The organism is Brevundimonas albigilva (assembly GCF_023503965.1).
Taxonomy (GTDB): domain Bacteria; phylum Pseudomonadota; class Alphaproteobacteria; order Caulobacterales; family Caulobacteraceae; genus Brevundimonas; species Brevundimonas albigilva.
In genome coordinates this window covers 2,176,209-2,188,567 of sequence record NZ_CP097298.1, presented here as the reverse complement: position 1 = coordinate 2,188,567, position 12,359 = coordinate 2,176,209, and the positions used below count along the sequence as shown (strand labels likewise).

The window sequence follows — 12,359 nt, the reverse complement described above, 5'->3', positions numbered from 1 at the left end:
GTGCGGCCCTTTCGACATTCAGCGTCGGCCCTGGGGCCGAACGGTCATTCGCCGGCGCGGATCTGGTCGCGGGCGATCGAGGCGAACTCGTCCATCTTGGAACGCAGCTCGCCTTCGGAAACGGTCAGGCCCGAGGCCTTGAAGTCGCCGGCGACCTTGCGGAAGACGTCTTCGTCGCCCGGCTGCTCCATGTCGGCGCGGACCACGGCGGCGGCGTATTGGTCGGCGCTGTCGGTCGACAGGCCCATCTTCTCGGCGGCCCACAGGCCCAGCATCTTGTTGCGCCGGGCGGTGGCGCGGAATTCCTGCTCCTGATCGAGGGCGAACTTGGCTTCGAAGGCCTGTTCCCGATCGTCGAAGGTCGTCATTTCGCTCAGCAAGCTCCGTACGCCCCGATCCCGCCGGAGCAAGCGCCCGTCTATAGCCCCCTTCCGCCTGAACGCAACCTGACTTGCGCAGGGTGAGGCGCGATGTCCGGTCGTCGCTCTCGCCTTGATTTGTATCGCGTGCCCGCTTCGGCTAAGGAGACGCCGAACCGAGATTACCAGCCCGACCGATTCCGAAACGCGCCGCCGAGACCGGGTTTTCCCATCCGCTCTGGGTCGCGCGATTTTTGTTTCTGGCGAGCGCAGGCGGACCTGAGATGAACACCAAGCGCAAGAAGCTCTACGAGGGCAAGGCCAAGATCCTGTACGAGGGACCCGAGCCCGGCACCCTGATCCAGTACTTCAAGGACGACGCCACCGCGTTCAACGCGCAGAAGAAGGCGACCCTGGAAGGCAAGGGCGTCATCAACAACCAGATCAGCGAATTCATCATGTCGCGCCTGAACGGCATCGGCGTGACCAACCACTTCATCAAGCGGCTGAATCTGCGCGAGCAGCTGATCCGCGAGGTCGAGATCATCCCGCTGGAGGTGGTGTGCCGCAACATCGTCGCCGGCTCGATGAGCCAGCGGCTGGGGATCGAGGAGGGCACCGCCCCCCGCTCGATCATCGAATTCTACCTCAAGAAGGACGAGCTCAACGACCCGATGGTCACCGAAGAGCACATCACGGCCTTCAACTGGGCCTCGACCCAGGAGCTGGACGACATCCTGGCCATGACGGTGCGGGTGAACGACTATCTGTCGGGCATGTTCGGCGCCGTCGGCATCACCCTGGTCGACTTCAAGATCGAGTTCGGCCGCATCTGGGAAAACGACTTCAGCCGCGTGATCCTGGCCGATGAGATCAGCCCCGACAGCTGCCGCCTGTGGGACGCCGCCACCGGCGAGAAGCTGGACAAGGACCGCTTCCGCCGCGACCTGGGCAACGTCATCGAAAGCTATACCGAGGTCGCGCGCCGCCTGGGCATCATGAAGGGCATGCCGACGGTCATCCAGGGGGCTGCACTGATGGCCCCAACCGCTTCAAGCAAGGTGAAGGTTCACGTCTTCCTCAAGCCCGGCGTGCTGGACGTCCAGGGCAAGGCCGTCGAGGGCGCGCTGCAGGGCCTGGGCTGGACCGGCGTCTCCAACGCCCGCGTCGGCAAGCTGATCGAATTCGACCTGGCCGGCGTCGAGGACCCGCAGGCCGAGGCCAGGAAGATGTGCGAACAGCTGCTCGCCAACACGGTGATCGAGGGCTACCGCATCGAGACGGCCTGACGCGCCTCGATTGCGCGTAATGCAGTTTTGCATTACATTGTCGCCATGACGACGCTGACCGTGACCAGTCGGGGCCAGGTGACCTTCCGCAAGGAGGTGCTGCAGCATCTCGGCGTTCAGCCGGGCCAGAAGGTGCGGCTCGACCTGTTGCCGGATGGACGGGCCGAACTCAGCGCCGATCAGCCTCAGGGCTCCTGGCGGGAACTCGCCGATTTCATGAAGGGGCGGACGAACGGCGCCCGCCTGACGATCGAGCAGATCGCCGCGCTGACCGCCGAGGCCGGGGCGGACGCCGGGCGCACGTGAGGATCGCCCTCGACACCAATGTCCTGCTGCGGGCGGTGACGGGCGACGACGAAGCTCAGCAACAGCTGGCGCTCGAAGTTCTGGAATCGGCCGATGTCGTCGCCGTCAGCGTCCTGTCCCTGTGCGAGTTCGCCTGGGTGATGGCGCGCGGGTATCGGGCGTCGCGCGACGACATCGCAGGCGCGATCCGCCGGATCGTCGATTTGCGCAACGTGGCGACCGACCGTCCCGCTGTGGAGGCCGGCCTGGCGGTGCTTGAGGCCGGGGGCGATTTCGCCGATGGCGTCATAGCCCATGAGGGTCGATGGCTGGGCGGCGAGACCTTCGTGTCCTTCGATGTCCAGGCGGTTCGCCTGCTGGCCGAAGCCGGACAGGCCGCGCGCCTGCTTCACAAGCCGGGATGATCCCGTCCCGGCGCGACCGCGTTCGAAATAAAGCGCGCCCGTGCAGGCGCGCGGGCCCTTGCCGCGCCCTCCGGGCTCGGCTTGACCGTATCCGATGCGCAGCGGGTGACGGATGGCCGCGCAACGTCGCGGCGACCCCGCTCGTTAGGCTTCAGAATCACGAAAAGGAGAGACGCCGATGACCTTCACCCTGACCTCAAGGGACATCACCGACGGCGGCGTCCTGCCCGATGCGCAGGTCCACGCCAAGGGAAACACCTCGCCGCACCTGGCCTGGTCCGGCGCGCCGGAGGGGACCAAGAGCTACGCCGTCACCTGCTATGATCCAGACGCCCCGACCGGGTCCGGCTTCTGGCACTGGACGGTCGCCAACATCCCCGCCGACGTGACCGAACTGGCGACCGGCGCCGGCTCTCCCGGCGGCGACCTGCCGACGGCGGCGGTTCAGGGCCGGACCGACTACGGCCAGCCCGGCTTCGGCGGGGCCGCCCCGCCGCCCGGCCACGGCCCGCACCGCTATATCTTCACCGTCTTCGCCGTGGACGTGGAGGCGCTGGACGTCACCGCCGACGATTCCGGCGCCGTGTTCGGCTTCAACCTGCACTTCCACACCCTGGCCAAGGCCTCCGCTGACGGCGACCTACGAAAACCGCAGCTGAAGCGGTTGATCGAGCGGGGCGAGGGCCTATGTTGCAGCGCAACATCCCTCCCCTCCTCCCCACGGATTTCCCATGGCCGCAAGCGGCGCCGTCGTCGATTCCGACGCCCTGACGTCCCAGCCGCTGTCGGTCGGACAGGTGGCCCTGGTCCTGATCGCCCTGGGCATGGGAGGGTTCGCCATCGGCGTGACCGAGTTCGCGGCCATGAGCGTGCTGCCCGACTTCGCCGCCGGCCTGGGCGTCGACGCCCCCACCGCCGGCCACGTCATCAGCGCCTACGCCGCCGGAGTGGTGGTGGGCGCGCCCATCCTGGCCGTGCTGGGCGCGCGGCTGCCGCGGTGGGTGCTGCTGATCGTCTTCATGGCGCTGTTCGCCATCGGCAACGGCCTCAGCGCCCTGGCCCCGACCTACGGCTGGATGCTGGTGTTCCGCTTCCTCAGCGGCCTGCCGCATGGGGCCTATTTCGGGGTCGCCGCCCTGGTCGCGGCCTCGGTCGTGCCGCTGCATTTCCGCACCCGCGCGGTCTCCACCATCCTGATGGGCCTGACGGTCGGCACGGTGCTGGGCGTCCCCGTGGTGAACGTCATCAGCCACGCCCACGGCTGGCGCTGGACCTTCGCCATCGTCGCGGCCCTGGCGATCGTGACCATGGCGCTGGTGGCCCTGTTCGCGCCGCGGGATCCGGCCCACCCGGACGCCAGTCCCCTGCGCGAGCTGGGGGCGCTGAAGCGCGGGCAGGTGTGGCTGACGCTGGGCGTCGGCGCCGTGGGTTTCGGCGGGATGTTCGCCGTCTACGCCTATCTGGCCTCGACCCTGCAAGCCGTGACCGGCGTGGGGCCGGAGGTGATGCCGTGGGTGTTCGCCGTGTTCGGCGTCGGCATGTTCGCGGGAAACCTTCTGGGCGCCTGGGCGGCGGACCACGTCGGCTTCAAGGCCGCCGGCGGCCTGCTGCTCTGGAGCGCGGCGGCCCTCGCCCTTTATCCCTTCGCCGCGTCCAACCTGTGGGCCGTGCTGGCGGTGGTGTTGCTGATCGGCGGCGGCGGCGGGCTGGGCTCGGTGCTGCAGACCCGGCTGATGGACGTGGCCGGCGACGCCCAGACCCTGGCGGCGGCGTTGAACCACTCGGCCTTCAACACCGCCAACGCCATCGGCCCGTTGCTGGGCGGCATGGCCATCGCGGCGGGATACGGCTGGACCTCCACGGCCTGGGTGGGCGTCGGCCTGTCCCTGGGCGGCTTTGCGATCTTCGTCGTCGCCTGGCTGACCGGACGCCGCGCGGCGACGGCCTGACATTCGCCGAAAACGGTGCTAGAGGCCCGCGCCATGAGCGCCGCCGTCATCGTCTTCCCCGGATCCAACTGCGATCGCGACTGCAAGGTCGCCGTCGAACGCTCCACCGGCGAACCGGTCAAGATGGTCTGGCACGCCGAGACGGAACTGCCCGCGGGTCTCGACCTGATCGTCATTCCCGGCGGCTTTTCCTACGGCGACTATCTGCGCTGCGGCGCCATGGCGGCCCAGTCGCCGGTGATGCAGGCGGTGAAGAAGGCCGCCGACGACGGCGTGGCGGTCGTGGGCATCTGCAACGGCTTCCAGATCCTGTGCGAGGCGGGGATGCTGCCGGGCGCCCTGCTGCGCAACGCCGGCCTGAAATATGTCTGCAAGCCCGTCAGCCTGACGGTCGCCAACGGCCAGACCCGCTTCACCGCCGGCTATCAGGGCCAGCGCGAGGTGATCATGACGCAAGGCAACGGCGACGGGAACTTCTTCGCCGACGCCGAGACGCTGGCGCGGATCGAGGGCGAGGGACAGGTCGTGTTCCGCTACGTCGACAATCCCAACGGCTCGGTCAACGACATCGCGGGCCTCCAGAACGCGCGCGGCAACGTGCTGGGCATGATGCCCCACCCCGACCGCGCCTTCGAGGCCGAACTGGGCTCCGCCGACGGCGCGACCCTGTTCCGGAGCATCTACGCGGCGGCTTGACGACAATCTGACGTTGGGGTGAATGAGGTGATGTCACGCCCGATCCTCCCTCTGCTTCTCGCTCTCGCCATGGCGACCCCGACGGCCGCCTGGAGCCAGGATGACGCCAGCGACTGGGTGCTGACGCGCCTGCCGGAGGCGAAGACCGTCGTCGCCACGATCAGCTTCACCAATGGCCTTCACCTGGTCTCGCGGTGCCAGGACGGGGTGTACGACCTCATTGTCCAAGGTTTGCCCGAGGTTCGCGGCGTCAAACGGGAGTTGGCGTTTCAGGTCGGCGAGGGCGGCGAGTCCAAGACCAGCGTCTGGAGCGTCGGAACGAGTCAATCCGTCGCCTTCAGCCGGATTCCGGCCCAGGTCGCCCGGGATCTGGCGGCCGGCGGCGAACTCCAGATCATTGTCCCCCGGAACAAGAAGGGGGCAGGCGCACCCGCTACGTCATGGACATCGAGCCGTCGAGCACCGCCATCGAGCAGACGTTGAACGCCTGCGGCCGCCCCCTGGTCGATCCCCGCATGGCGGGGGTGGATGAGGTGGACGGCAACGGCCAGGACGGCCTGCCCGCCTTCATCCAGTGGCGCGCCGCGCCGCGCCCCAGCTTCCCCGCGCCGGTGGGGGGCCGAATGCCCAACCAGGGCTATGTGGTGCTGACCTGTCTGACGAAAGACGACGGGTCGCTGAGCGACTGCCAGACCGAGAGCGAGGTGCCCCGCGGCTACAATCTCGGCCGCGCCGTGGAGCGGGCGTTGCCAAGGGCGAGGGTGGCGCTGACCGACGAGGCCGCCGCCAGCGGCGCCGACCTCGCGGGGCGGATGATCAGCTTCTCGGTGAATTTCGAGCTGCGCTAGCCCGCGTTGTCCAGCCCCTGGACGCTGACGTTCTCGTCCAACTGGTCCTTGTCGCCGGCCTGGACCGCGACGCCGTTTTCCAGTTCCTCGTCCTCGTCGGCGGTGTTGACGCCGCCGGGATCGCGCTGGGCGGCCAGTTCGCGCGCGCCCACGCCTTGGCCGGCCTCGATGGCCAGGTTGGCCTTGACCTCGTCGGTCTGGAAGGTCGGGGTTTCCTTGGGGGCGTCGGCCATGGCGTGTCTCCTGTGATGATGCAGGGACAACCGGTCGGGCCCGCGCCGGTTCCGTCAGCGCGTCACCAGCGGCTCCAGGCTGGCGCGCGACAGGGGCTGAAACTCGTAGAAGCGGCCGTCTAGCACCACGGTCGCCTGATAGGCCTGCGGCCGTTGCAGGATCGACGGATCGTCCAGCGGGACGGCGCGGCCCGAGGCCCGATCGCGCATGTCCACCTCCAGCGTGCGGCCCGGCCCGCGCGCGCGCACGACCTCCAGGAAACGGCGTACCTCCAGGGCCTGCTGCGCCGGCGTCAGGGCGGCGCGCACGCGCGCCCAGGCCAGTTGCAGCGCCGCGGCGTCGGGGCTTGGCGCAACCGGCGCGGGGCCGTCCTGGGCCTGGCTGACGCCGGCGGCGGGCGGACCCGCTACGGCCGCCAGGGCCGCCATCGCAAGGCGGGCGTAGAAGGGTTTCACGGCGGCTCCGAACCGAGGATCGACCCGATCCTAGCACCGGCCGCGCCTCGCCGGAATCCGTCGGAGCGCCAGGACGTGAACCAAGCGCGCCGTCCGCGCGTATTGCCAAGCCAGGCGTGACGACGCGCCGGACCGGAGCCGCTCATGTCCTCGATCATCCGCCCCACGCCCGCCCAGCGCACCCGCCGCCTGGTGGTGTTGGCCGCCGCCGTTTTCGCCGTCGTGGTCCCGCTGGTGCAGAACCTCGCGGGCCTGGGCCTGAGCCAGGCCGAATTCGCCGCCGACGGAAACTCCACCCTGCGCGTCGCCGGCTACGCCTTTTCGATCTGGGGCCTGATCTACCTGGGCGTCCTGGCCTACGCCGTGCGCCAGGCCCTGCCGCAGACCGGCGAGAGCGACATGATCCGCCGCCTGGGCTGGCCGTCGGCGGTGGCCTTCTTCGGCATCGGACTGTGGATCGTGGTCGCGGCCCTGAACCTGAAGGCGGCCAGCGTCGCGGTGATCTTTGCCAGCCTGATCGCCCTGGTGGTTCCGCTGCTGGCCGTGGCGCCCCTGGCGCGAGGTCTGGGCCGGTTCGAACGCGACCGCCTGCTGGTTCTGTGGCCGCTGGCGGCGCTGGCCGGCTGGCTGACGGTGGCCGCGCCGCTGAACCTGATCACGACCCTGACCGCCTTCCAGGCGCTGCCGGACGTGCTGGCGCCCAGCGGCTGGGCCATACTGGCGATCGTCGCGACGACGGCGGGGGCGCTGGCGGTCGCCGCGGCGCTGCGGACCCTGGCCTATCCCCTGCCGACGGCGTGGGGCCTGCTGGGCGCCTTCGTCGCCGAACAGGGGGAAAAGCCGGCGGTCGCCTTCACCGCCCTGGCCGGCGCCGTGCTGTTGCTGGTCGGCGGCGTCCTGTTGGCCTTCCGGCTGAAGCCGGGCGTCGAACGGGCGGTTTAGGGTTCGTCCGACCCGTCCGGCGTCTCTCCGTCGCCGACATCGAAGGCGCCCGTCTCCTCGAAGCCCACGCTGCCGACGCCCGTCGCCGAGCCGGTCAGATGCTGACGACGGCTGTCCATCGCCATGTCAGGCGCGATCTCGTCCAGGGCGGCGCTGATCTCCGGATCGTCGGAACGATCCATCTGCTGGCCGTCGGCCGGCGTGGGCGCGACGCCGTTGGGGCTGCGGGTCATCGGCCGGCCTCCTTCTGAGCCGTCTCGGCCAGCGCCGAGGCGCCCGCGTCGTCGGCCGCGATCTCGGCTCCGCCGCCGGGCGGGTTGGTTTCGGGGAACTCGGCGGGGCTTCCCGGAGGTATTTCCGTCGGGGTGTCGGCCGGAACGCCCGGCGCGCTGGGCTCGGGCTGCGGCGTCTCAGGAGAAGGCGTCAGGGGGTTCGGTTCGATCTCGGGCTGGGTCATGGCGGGTTCCTTTCGCCGGAATCAATCGCTCGGCCCGCCGGATGTTCCGCCCCTGCACGCGCGAGGCTGACATTCGGCCGATCTGCGGCTAGAAGCCCCGCCCATGAGCGCTCCGCAGAAGTCCCCCGAAAAATCGATGGCCGAACTGGCCGCCGAATACGGCCTGGCCCCGAACGAATACCAGGTCGTCCTGGACCGGCTGGGGCGCGAGCCCAACCAGGTCGAACTGGGCGTCTTCTCGGTCATGTGGTCCGAGCACTGCTCCTACAAGTCGTCCAAGATCCACCTGGGCAAGTTCCCGACCACCGGCGAGCGCGTCATCTGCGGGCCGGGCGAGAACGCGGGCGTCATCGACATCGACGACGGCGACGCCTGCATCTTCAAGATGGAGAGCCACAACCACCCCAGCTTCATCGAGCCCTATCAGGGCGCGGCGACCGGCGTGGGCGGCATCATGCGCGACGTCTTCACCATGGGCGCGCGGCCGGTGGCCCTGCTGAACGCGCTGCGCTTCGGCGACGTCGGCCACGAGAAGACCAAACGTCTGGTCAAGGGCGTCGTCTCGGGCATCGGCGGCTACGGCAACTGCGTCGGCGTGCCGACCGTGGCGGGCGAGACCAACTTCCACGCCGGCTACAACGGCAACATCCTGGTCAACGCCATGTGCGTGGGCCTGGCCCGGGCCGACAGCATCTTCTACTCGGCCGCGCCCTCGGCGGGCCTGTCGGTGGTCTATTTCGGATCGAAGACCGGCCGCGACGGCATCCACGGCGCGACCATGTCCTCGGCCGAGTTCGACGACGAGTCGGAATCGAAGCGCCCGACCGTGCAGGTCGGCGACCCTTTCGCCGAGAAGTTGCTGATCGAGGCGACGCTGGAGCTGATGGCCTCGGGCGCCGTCGCCGCGATCCAGGACATGGGCGCGGCGGGCCTGACCTCCTCCTCGGTGGAGATGGCCGGCAAGGGCGGCGTCGGCATCGAACTGAACATGGACGCCGTGCCCCAGCGCGAGGAGGGCATGACCGCCTATGAGATGATGCTGTCCGAGTCGCAGGAGCGGATGCTGGCCGTCCTGAAGCCCGGCCGCGAGGAAGACGGCCACCGCATCTTCCAGAAATGGGGTCTGGACGCCGCCGTCATCGGCATGACCACCGACACCGGCCGTCTGGTGCTGAAGCATCACGGCGAGACCGTCTGCGACGTGCCGCTGGCGCCGCTGTTCGACGACGCGCCGCTCTATGACCGTCCCTGGGTCCAGCCCGAGCTGCAACCGAAGCTGAACCATTCCGACATCCCCGCGCCCGAGAACTGGGCCGATGCGGTGATGAAGGTCGTCGCCTGCCCCGACATGGCCTCCAAGCGCTGGATCTGGGAGCAGTACGACCGCCACGTCATGGCCGACACCCTGCAGGATTCGGCCACCGGCGCCGACGCCGGCGTGGTGCGCGTCCACGGCACGGACAAGGGCCTGGCCGTCACCTCGGACTGCACCCCGCGCTACGTCCAGAACGACCCCTACGAGGGCGGCAAGCAGGCGGTGGCCGAGGCCTGGCGCAACCTGACCGCCGTGGGCAGCCGCCCCATCGCCATCACCGACAATCTGAACTTCGGCAATCCGCAGCGGCCCGAGATCATGGGCCAGATCGTGCGCGCCATCGACGGCATGGCCGAGGCCTGCCGCGAACTGTCCTTCCCCGTCGTGTCGGGCAATGTGTCGCTCTACAACGAGACCAACGGCGTCGCCATTCCGCCGACCCCGACCGTCGGCGCGGTGGGCCTCTTGCCCAACTACGACGTGGTCACCGGCTTTTCGACCATGGCCGAAGGCGATGCGCTGGTCCTGATCGGCCAGACGCACGGCGAACTGGGCGCCTCCATCTATCTGCGCGAGGTCCTGGGCCGCGAGGACGGCGCCCCGCCGCCCGTCGACCTGAAGCTGGAAAAGAAGACCGGCGACTTCGTGCGCGGCCTGATCGAGGCCGGCGACCTGACCGTTGTGCACGACCTGTCCGACGGCGGCCTGATCGGCGCCGCGGCCGACCTGGTCCTGGCGTCGGACGTCGGCGTGACGCTTGACGCCTCCAGCGCGACCCACGCCCACATCTTCCTGTTCGGCGAGGACCAGGCCCGCTACCTGGTCGCCGTGTCCGATCCCGACGCCCTGATCGCCCAGGCTCAGGCGGCGGGCCTCCACGCCTCGGTCGTCGGCCGCGCGGGCGGGGACGCCTTCGCCTCCAGGGGCGACAAGGGCGAACTGTTCAGCATCCCCGTCACGCACCTGCGCGAATGGCATGAAGGCTGGATGCCCGGCTGGATCGAAGCGCAGGGCTGAACTTGCCGCGTCCTCGATAATCCTCATATTGAGGACAGGAGGCGCCTCATGTCCAAGTCTCAAACTCTGAACGTCCGCATCAGCGGCCCGTTGAGCGAGTTCGTCTCGGCGAACGTGGGCCAGGACGGCGCTTACGAGAACGTCAGCGAATATGTGCGCGACCTGATCCGTCGTGACCACGAACGGGTGGAACGTGAGCGGTTCGAACGCCTCAGGGCCGAACTGACCCGCGCGTTCGACGCGCCCGACGCCGACTATCGTACCCTGGACGCGCAAGCCGTCATCGCCGGCAGTGGGCGCGCCTAGCGGATGGCCGGCTTTCGCGTTTCGGCGACGGCCGAGCGCCGCCTCAGAGAAATTCACGCCTACACCCGTGACGCCTGGGGCGAGGCCCAGGCGGACCGCTATATCCACGACCTCTTCGCCGCGTTCGAGGACATCGCGGCTGGACATCGGATCGGACGCGCGGTTCCGGCGGAGTTCGGCGTCGACGGCTTCTACACCCGCCATGAGCGGCACTACATCTACTGGCGCCGACTTTCGGACGGGGCTGTGGGCATCGTGACCATCCTGCATGAACGGATGCATCAGATCGACCGTTTCAGGAACGACGCGTCGGCCTGAACCGGCGCCTTCGAACAGGATCGCCAGAATGGACGCGACCGCCGACACCGTCTTCCGACCCGCCATCCCGCCCCGGCGGGCGGGCAAGCCCCTGGCGCTGCTGCCCTTCCTGTGGATCAGCTGGCGCGATCCGATCCGCATGTGGTCCGAACGGCATTTCGACGAGCCGCAACTGCATGGGAACAGCGCCTTCGGCGAGATCTTGGTGGTCAGCCACCCCGCCGGCGTGCGCCACGTCCTGACCGAGAACGCGGCCAACTACGTCAAGGGCGACCTGCAGCGCCGGGTGCTGGGGCCGATGCTGGCCGAGGGCCTGCTGCTGACCGAGGGCGAGACCTGGCGCCGCGCCCGCCGCATCCTGGCGCCCCTGTTCACCCCCGCCAGGATGGCGACCCTGAACGCGCGCATGGCCGAGGTCTGCGCCGCGCGCGTGGCCGGCTGGTCCCTGTCGGCGCGCGGGCGGGTGCTGGACGTCGATTCCGAAATGTCGGGCCTGACCTTCGACATCCTGTCGGCGACCATGTTCTCTGACGAGCTGGGCGGCGAGGCCAAGGGGTTCGAGCGGGCGCTGAACCAGTTCCTGGCCAATGGCGCGCGGATCGATCCGCTGGACGTGCTGGGCGCGCCGGACTGGGCGCCCCGCCTGGGTCGCCTGGCCAGCGTCCGCTCGGCCCGCTTCTTCGAGCAGCGCGTCACCCGCCTGGTCGAGGCGCGTCGCGCCCGGATCGAGACCGGCGCCCCCGCCCCCGACGACCTGCTCAGCGCCCTGCTGCTGGCGCGCGACGAGACCGGCGGCCCCGGTTCGCAAGGGGCGGGCCTGTCGGACGAGGAGGTCGCCGCCAACATCCTGACCTTCATCCTGGCGGGCCACGAGACGACGGCGCGCGCCCTGGGCTGGACGTTGCACCTGCTGTCGCGCCAGCCTGAACATCTGGCGCGCCTCCAGGCCGAGGCGGACGCCTTCGACGTGTCCGATCCGAAATGGGCCGAGGGCCTGCCGTGGACCCGCGCGGTGCTGGAGGAGACGATGCGCCTGTTCCCGCCCGCGCCGACCATGGCCCGCAAGGCCCTGGCCGAGGACGAGATCGGCGGCCAGCGGATCGGCGCCGGCGCCACCGTCATCATCTCGCCGTGGATCCTGCAGAGGCACCGGCTGCTGTGGGACGACCCCGACGCCTTCCGGCCCGAACGCTTCCTGCCCGAGAACCGCAAGGCCATCGACCGCTACGCCTACATTCCCTTCAGCGCCGGGCCGCGCGTCTGCATCGGCGCCGCCTTCGCGATGCAGGAGGCGATGATCGCCCTGGCCGCCATCCTGCGCGTGGCGCAGGTCGAGCCGGTCGTCCGCGACGAGCCCCGGCCGGTCCACCAGATCACCCTGCGAAGCCGCGAGCCGATGCGGCTGCGGCTCCGGGCGCGGCGGACCGCAACACCCGTGTCATGATCCGGCGCTAGGGCGGCGTC

General features: G+C 69.5%; 17 protein-coding genes and 2 pseudogenes. 14 read left to right on the top strand and 5 right to left on the bottom strand.

Annotated features, from left to right (window positions below):
• Window positions 1-44: 44 nt before the first annotated feature.
• Window positions 45-368, bottom strand: coding sequence for a DUF1476 domain-containing protein (locus tag MU852_RS11670; protein WP_249749716.1), 324 nt, complete (start codon window positions 366-368; stop codon window positions 45-47).
• Window positions 369-643: 275 nt separating this feature from the next.
• Between MU852_RS11670 and purC the strand changes: the two are divergent.
• The 9 genes and pseudogenes from purC to MU852_RS11625 form a co-directional block, all read left to right on the top strand.
• Window positions 644-1,387 (top strand): annotated as a pseudogene (gene purC, locus MU852_RS11665) (phosphoribosylaminoimidazolesuccinocarboxamide synthase); the annotation flags it as partial.
• Between the two features lie 9 nt (window positions 1,388-1,396).
• Window positions 1,397-1,648: a phosphoribosylformylglycinamidine synthase subunit PurS gene (gene purS, locus MU852_RS11660; RefSeq protein WP_249751942.1), complete on the top strand. Its 252-nt coding sequence runs from the start codon at window positions 1,397-1,399 to the stop codon at window positions 1,646-1,648.
• A 45-nt stretch (window positions 1,649-1,693) separates the two neighbouring features.
• Window positions 1,694-1,954: an AbrB/MazE/SpoVT family DNA-binding domain-containing protein gene (locus MU852_RS11655; RefSeq protein WP_249749715.1), complete on the top strand. Its 261-nt coding sequence runs from the start codon at window positions 1,694-1,696 to the stop codon at window positions 1,952-1,954.
• On the top strand, window positions 1,951-2,358 hold the full coding sequence (locus tag MU852_RS11650) for a type II toxin-antitoxin system VapC family toxin (RefSeq protein ID WP_249749714.1): 408 nt from the start codon (window positions 1,951-1,953) through the stop codon (window positions 2,356-2,358). The genes MU852_RS11655 and MU852_RS11650 overlap by 4 nt, the downstream gene beginning before the upstream one ends.
• Before the next feature lie 178 nt (window positions 2,359-2,536).
• A pseudogene (locus tag MU852_RS11645) lies at window positions 2,537-2,935 on the top strand (YbhB/YbcL family Raf kinase inhibitor-like protein); the annotation flags it as partial.
• 154 nt (window positions 2,936-3,089) lie between these two features.
• Window positions 3,090-4,307 carry an MFS transporter gene (locus MU852_RS11640; protein WP_249749713.1) on the top strand — a complete coding sequence of 406 codons (1,218 nt, stop codon included), beginning with the start codon at window positions 3,090-3,092 and terminating at the stop codon, window positions 4,305-4,307.
• A gap of 33 nt (window positions 4,308-4,340) precedes the next feature.
• Complete coding sequence (gene purQ / locus MU852_RS11635; protein WP_249749712.1) at window positions 4,341-5,003, top strand: phosphoribosylformylglycinamidine synthase subunit PurQ; 663 nt, start codon at window positions 4,341-4,343, stop codon at window positions 5,001-5,003.
• Between the two features lie 117 nt (window positions 5,004-5,120).
• Window positions 5,121-5,486, top strand: a complete 366-nt coding sequence (locus MU852_RS11630) for a hypothetical protein (protein WP_249749711.1) — start codon at window positions 5,121-5,123, stop codon at window positions 5,484-5,486.
• The gene (locus MU852_RS11625) at window positions 5,444-5,851 is read left to right on the top strand and encodes a hypothetical protein (protein ID WP_249749710.1); all 408 of its coding nucleotides are present in this window, start codon (window positions 5,444-5,446) and stop codon (window positions 5,849-5,851) included. Before MU852_RS11630 ends, MU852_RS11625 begins: the two co-directional genes overlap by 43 nt.
• Here the strand turns inward: MU852_RS11625 and MU852_RS11620 are convergent.
• A complete protein-coding gene (locus tag MU852_RS11620; protein ID WP_249749709.1) occupies window positions 5,848-6,084 on the bottom strand; it encodes a hypothetical protein in 237 nt (78 codons plus the stop codon). The genes MU852_RS11625 and MU852_RS11620 overlap by 4 nt on opposite strands.
• Window positions 6,085-6,138: 54 nt before the next feature.
• The gene (locus tag MU852_RS11615) at window positions 6,139-6,540 is read right to left on the bottom strand and encodes a hypothetical protein (RefSeq protein WP_249749708.1); all 402 of its coding nucleotides are present in this window, start codon (window positions 6,538-6,540) and stop codon (window positions 6,139-6,141) included.
• A 144-nt stretch (window positions 6,541-6,684) separates the two neighbouring features.
• On the opposite strand from MU852_RS11615, the gene MU852_RS11610 reads away from it, so the two are divergent.
• Window positions 6,685-7,482 (top strand): hypothetical protein, encoded by a 798-nt coding sequence (locus tag MU852_RS11610; RefSeq protein WP_249749707.1) that lies wholly within the window; start codon window positions 6,685-6,687, stop codon window positions 7,480-7,482.
• On the opposite strand, the gene MU852_RS11605 is transcribed toward MU852_RS11610, so the two are convergent.
• A complete protein-coding gene (locus tag MU852_RS11605) occupies window positions 7,479-7,715 on the bottom strand; it encodes a Tat pathway signal protein (protein WP_249749706.1) in 237 nt (78 codons plus the stop codon). The two genes, MU852_RS11610 and MU852_RS11605, sit on opposite strands and share 4 nt — an antisense overlap.
• Complete coding sequence (locus tag MU852_RS11600) at window positions 7,712-7,939, bottom strand: hypothetical protein (protein WP_249749705.1); 228 nt, start codon at window positions 7,937-7,939, stop codon at window positions 7,712-7,714. Before MU852_RS11600 ends, MU852_RS11605 begins: the two co-directional genes overlap by 4 nt.
• 103 nt (window positions 7,940-8,042) lie before the next feature.
• Here MU852_RS11600 and purL point away from each other — a divergent pair, with 103 nt between their 5' ends.
• The 4 genes from purL to MU852_RS11580 are packed head-to-tail and all read left to right on the top strand — an operon-like array spanning window position 8,043 to window position 12,339.
• Complete coding sequence (purL, locus tag MU852_RS11595) at window positions 8,043-10,271, top strand: phosphoribosylformylglycinamidine synthase subunit PurL (protein ID WP_249749704.1); 2,229 nt, start codon at window positions 8,043-8,045, stop codon at window positions 10,269-10,271.
• Window positions 10,272-10,319: 48 nt separating this feature from the next.
• A complete protein-coding gene (locus MU852_RS11590) occupies window positions 10,320-10,577 on the top strand; it encodes a ribbon-helix-helix domain-containing protein (RefSeq protein ID WP_249749703.1) in 258 nt (85 codons plus the stop codon).
• A gap of 3 nt (window positions 10,578-10,580) precedes the next feature.
• The gene (locus MU852_RS11585) at window positions 10,581-10,895 is read left to right on the top strand and encodes a type II toxin-antitoxin system RelE/ParE family toxin (RefSeq protein ID WP_249749702.1); all 315 of its coding nucleotides are present in this window, start codon (window positions 10,581-10,583) and stop codon (window positions 10,893-10,895) included.
• Between the two features lie 28 nt (window positions 10,896-10,923).
• On the top strand, window positions 10,924-12,339 hold the full coding sequence (locus tag MU852_RS11580) for a cytochrome P450 (RefSeq protein WP_249749701.1): 1,416 nt from the start codon (window positions 10,924-10,926) through the stop codon (window positions 12,337-12,339).
• Window positions 12,340-12,359 lie beyond the last annotated feature (20 nt).

Excerpts from the sequence above, each read along its gene's own strand:
- MU852_RS11670 (WP_249749716.1), bottom strand. The coding sequence starts at position 368 with ATGACGACCTTCGACGATCGGGAACAGGCCTTCGAAGCCAAGTTCGCC.
- purS (WP_249751942.1), top strand. The coding sequence starts at position 1,397 with ATGGCCCCAACCGCTTCAAGCAAGGTGAAGGTTCACGTCTTCCTCAAG.
- MU852_RS11655 (WP_249749715.1), top strand. The coding sequence starts at position 1,694 with ATGACGACGCTGACCGTGACCAGTCGGGGCCAGGTGACCTTCCGCAAG.
- MU852_RS11640 (WP_249749713.1), top strand. The coding sequence starts at position 3,090 with ATGGCCGCAAGCGGCGCCGTCGTCGATTCCGACGCCCTGACGTCCCAG.
- purQ (WP_249749712.1), top strand. The coding sequence starts at position 4,341 with ATGAGCGCCGCCGTCATCGTCTTCCCCGGATCCAACTGCGATCGCGAC.
- MU852_RS11625 (WP_249749710.1), top strand. The coding sequence starts at position 5,444 with ATGGACATCGAGCCGTCGAGCACCGCCATCGAGCAGACGTTGAACGCC.
- MU852_RS11620 (WP_249749709.1), bottom strand. The coding sequence starts at position 6,084 with ATGGCCGACGCCCCCAAGGAAACCCCGACCTTCCAGACCGACGAGGTC.
- MU852_RS11610 (WP_249749707.1), top strand. The coding sequence starts at position 6,685 with ATGTCCTCGATCATCCGCCCCACGCCCGCCCAGCGCACCCGCCGCCTG.
- MU852_RS11605 (WP_249749706.1), bottom strand. The coding sequence starts at position 7,715 with ATGACCCGCAGCCCCAACGGCGTCGCGCCCACGCCGGCCGACGGCCAG.
- MU852_RS11600 (WP_249749705.1), bottom strand. The coding sequence starts at position 7,939 with ATGACCCAGCCCGAGATCGAACCGAACCCCCTGACGCCTTCTCCTGAG.
- purL (WP_249749704.1), top strand. The coding sequence starts at position 8,043 with ATGAGCGCTCCGCAGAAGTCCCCCGAAAAATCGATGGCCGAACTGGCC.
- MU852_RS11590 (WP_249749703.1), top strand. The coding sequence starts at position 10,320 with ATGTCCAAGTCTCAAACTCTGAACGTCCGCATCAGCGGCCCGTTGAGC.
- MU852_RS11585 (WP_249749702.1), top strand. The coding sequence starts at position 10,581 with ATGGCCGGCTTTCGCGTTTCGGCGACGGCCGAGCGCCGCCTCAGAGAA.
- MU852_RS11580 (WP_249749701.1), top strand. The coding sequence starts at position 10,924 with ATGGACGCGACCGCCGACACCGTCTTCCGACCCGCCATCCCGCCCCGG.